Source organism: Mycobacterium asiaticum (genome assembly GCF_001668675.1).
GTDB classification, from domain to species: domain Bacteria; phylum Actinomycetota; class Actinomycetes; order Mycobacteriales; family Mycobacteriaceae; genus Mycobacterium; species Mycobacterium asiaticum_D.
This window is the reverse complement of the sequence record NZ_LZKQ01000323.1, coordinates 1-1966: the sequence shown is the minus strand read 5'-3', so window position 1 is coordinate 1966 and position 1966 is coordinate 1. Positions and strand designations below refer to the sequence as shown.

The 1966-nt window shown below is 68.4% G+C and carries 1 protein-coding gene; it reads right to left on the bottom strand.

The window, feature by feature from the left end; genetic code table 11:
• Positions 1-75 precede the first annotated feature (75 nt).
• A partial coding sequence (locus tag A9X01_RS26475; RefSeq protein ID WP_172832613.1) for an acyl-CoA dehydrogenase family protein occupies positions 76-1966 on the bottom strand: 1891 nt, incomplete at its 5' end.

The following is a 1966-nucleotide window of genomic DNA, read 5'->3' as shown; positions in this document are numbered from 1 at the left end:
CAGAATCGCACGCATCCGCCGGATTTTGTGCGACTCTGCGTCTGCTCGCGGCTAACCGAACAGCGGCGCGCGGCCCTAATTGATCAGCGGGTCGCGCGGCATGCCGAGGATCCGCTCAGCGATCTGGTTGCGGGTCACCTCCGAGGTCCCGCCCGCGATCGCCATGCCGCGGGCTCCCATCACCAAACGCCCGGCAAACGCGCCCGGCCCGTCCAACAATGCCGCCTCGGGGCCCGCCAGCGCGGCGGAAATGGCACCGCCCTCGATCATGTGATCGGCCAGCTTGAGTTTGGTGACGTTACCCTCCGGCCCGGGACCCGATCCTTCGACACTGCGCGCCGCGCGCCGCAGGTTGAGCAGTCGCAGCGAACTCTCTTCGGCCAGATAGGTGCCGACGCGAATCACTGCCCCCGCCAGGCGATCTCCTTGTTGCTGAGCGGCCTTCACCAGCTGCGGGGCCAACGCCTCGTAGAACAAGCCGCTGCCACCGATGCTGACCCGCTCGTTGCCCAGCGTCGCGCGCGCCACCGTCCAACCGGAATTGGGCGCCCCGACGACGTCCTCGTCCGGCACGAACAGGTCATTGAAGAACACCTCGTTGAACTCTGCCCCACCGGTCATCTGCCGCAGCGGACGGACCTCGACCTCCGGGGCGTTCATGTCCACGATCACCGTGGTGATGCCGGCGTGCTTGGGCGCTTCGGGATCGGTGCGCACGGTGGCCAGGCCACGGGCGCAGTATTGCGCGCCACTCGTCCACACCTTCTGCCCGTTGATCTTCCAGCCGCCGTCCACCCGGGTGGCGCGGGTCTTGACCGACGCCGCGTCCGAGCCCGCTTCGGGCTCGGAGAACAGCTGGCACCAGATCTCGTCCTTGCGTAGCGCCTTCTCGACGAACCTTTCGATCTGCCAATCGGTTCCGTGCTGGATCAACGTCAGGATGACCCAGCCGGTGATCCCGTAGTCCGGCCGTTTGATACCGGCGGCGCGGAACTCCTCTTCGATGACCAGCTGCTCCACCGCATCGGCGGCACGTCCCCACGGCTTGGGCCAGTGCGGCATCACATAGCCGGTCTCGATCAGCTTGTCGCGCTGCGCGTTCTTGTCCAAACCCGCGAGTTCGGCTGCGTCGGAGCGGATCTGGGTGCGCAGCTGCTCGGCCTCCGGCGGCAGATCCAGACTGTTGTCCCGGACGACGCCCGCAGCCGTCAAGTCGAACACGTCGCGCGCCGGTGCGTCACCGCCGAGCAACGCCGAACTCACCAGCGCACGACGTAGATGCAGATGCGCGTCGTGCTCCCAGGTGTAGCCGATGCCACCGTGCACCTGGACGTTGAGTTCCGCGTTGCGCGCGTAGGCGGGGAAGGCGAGCGTCGCGGCGACGGCGGAGATCAGCTGGAATTGCTGCTCGTCCTCGCCCGCCGCACGAGCGGCGTCCCAAACCGCGGCAAGCGCGGACTCCGCGGCTACCAGCATGTTGGCGCAGTGATGTTTGACCGCCTGGAAAGTCGCGATGGTACGGCCAAATTGCTTGCGCACCTTGGCATATTCGACCGCGGACTCCACGCAGTCGCTCGCACCGCCGACGGCTTCGGCCGCCAGCAGGGTCCGGGCACGCGCCAGTGCGGCGGCGCGCGCACCCGCCAAAATGTCCTGGTCACCGACCTGTACGTGCGACAGGCGGACGCGGCCCGATCGCCGGGTCGGGTCGAAGTTCTCCGGTACCTCCACCGAGACGCCGTCGCGGCCGCGGTCGAGCAGCAGCACATCGTCGCCCGCAACGAGCACCAGCAGGTCGGCCAGCCCTGCACCGAGCACGATCCCGGCGTCGCCGTTGGCCACACCGTCGGAGACCTGCAGGTCGCCACCGACCCCGACGCCGGCCGTGACCGACCCGTCGATCAGGCCGGGCAACAGCCGGGCTTGCTGCTCGGCGCCACCTGCGTGCGCGATCACCGCCGAGGCG